A 1,014-nucleotide genomic window follows, 5' to 3' on the forward strand; every position below is an offset into this window, starting at 1 on the left:
ATCAACGACACCATATGTAGCTAGCCGTTAGCTTCTAACGGGCATACCTAGTCCTATGACTTTGTTAATCGCTTTGACATTCGCCATGATTTCGCCCACTTGAGCGTTGTAACATCTCAAGCTCAATTTATCGCTTGTTAGTCCTTTATATCGGGACATAGCAGTCTCAGATATTGAACGATAGTGATAACCAGACTCTGTTTTCCATTCCGATATTGTTCCATCTCTCAGAGCCATTACCGCTTTGTTTCTGGGATGACCGTCTTCCCAAAGAGCTGCATTCTTTCGAGGCGGTATTAACGGAGTACAGCCTTTATTTTTCAGAGTCTCGTGACAATTTTTTGTGTCATATGCTCCATCGGCGGATACGGCAGCGACCTTTCTACGTAGTGGGTTGAGTAACGTCGGTAACACTTCACTATCGCCTACATTTACAAGACTGACTTCCGCACTAATCGCTTCGTGAGTATCCACATCCACAGCTAAGTGCAGTTTGCGCCATGTCCTACGTTTTTCTGTACCATGCTTTTTCACTTTCCACTCCCCCTCACCAAAGACTTTGAGGCCAGTAGAATCAATGGCTATATGGCGAATAGCCCCTCTCGATTTATTGCGATATTTGACCTGAACTGTCTTCGAGCGTTTACTGATACAGGTGTAGTCAGGGGACGTTAGTGGAACATCTAATAGCTCAAAGATAGAGTCGATAAAGCCTTGAAGAGCACGTAAAGGAAGAGAGAAGATGCCCTTAATCATCAAGGCGGTTTCAATCGCTGTATCAGAGTACTGAAAGCCTCTCCCACGCTTACCATGATGAGTTTTGCATCGCCATGCATCTACGGCTGAATCATCTATCCAGAATGTAACCGAACCACGTTTACAAAGAGCCTTATTGTACTCCGTCCAGTTAGTTATCTTCTTGTTTGCTTTACCCATATCACCACCATTCCAATCGTTTCAAATGATCAGATCACAGGACTTGGAAAAGGTTCAACTAATTTAGGCAACAACGCC

1 protein-coding gene is annotated in these 1,014 nt (G+C 44.2%); it reads right to left on the bottom strand.

What is annotated here, in order from left to right; all coding sequences use genetic code 11:
- Positions 1-27: 27 nt before the first annotated feature.
- Positions 28-936 (bottom strand): IS5 family transposase, encoded by a 909-nt coding sequence (locus AB4371_RS22200; RefSeq protein WP_017065109.1) that lies wholly within the window; start codon positions 934-936, stop codon positions 28-30.
- Positions 937-1,014: the final 78 nt, after the last annotated feature.

The sequence above is a fragment of the Vibrio sp. 10N.261.51.A3 genome, from assembly GCF_041471965.1.
GTDB lineage: Bacteria > Pseudomonadota > Gammaproteobacteria > Enterobacterales > Vibrionaceae > Vibrio > Vibrio crassostreae_C.

Bases quoted from the DNA above. Each gene is read 5' to 3' on its own strand.
- AB4371_RS22200 (WP_017065109.1), bottom strand. From the start codon at position 936: ATGGGTAAAGCAAACAAGAAGATAACTAACTGGACGGAGTACAATAAG.